This is a genomic window from Streptosporangium sp. DT93 (assembly GCF_049844535.1).
In the GTDB taxonomy this organism is placed as follows: Bacteria; Actinomycetota; Actinomycetes; order Streptosporangiales; family Streptosporangiaceae; genus Streptosporangium.
In genome coordinates, this window is sequence record NZ_JBNCLF010000136.1 from 1 (window position 1) to 203 (window position 203).

The 203-nt window shown below is 72.4% G+C and carries 1 protein-coding gene; it reads right to left on the reverse strand.

All coding sequences use genetic code 11. The features are described 5' to 3' along the window. A partial coding sequence (locus ACLQ2R_RS39790) for a tetratricopeptide repeat protein (protein ID WP_425966583.1) occupies positions 1-189 on the reverse strand: 189 nt, incomplete at its 3' end. Between the last annotated feature and the right edge of the window lie 14 nt (positions 190-203).

The following is a 203-nucleotide window of genomic DNA, read 5'->3' on the forward strand; positions in this document are numbered from 1 at the left end:
GCTGGGGTGATCGGGGCCATAGGCGGCCTCGGTGATGGCCAGCGCCCGCTGCTCCAGCGGCACCGCCTCACCCGGCCAACCCAGATCCCGAAAGCTGCTCGCGAGGTTACCCAGCCGAATGGCAACGCTGGGGTGATCGGGGCCATAGGCGGCCTCGGTGATGGCCAGCGCCCGCTGCTCCAGCGGCACCGCCTCACCCGGCC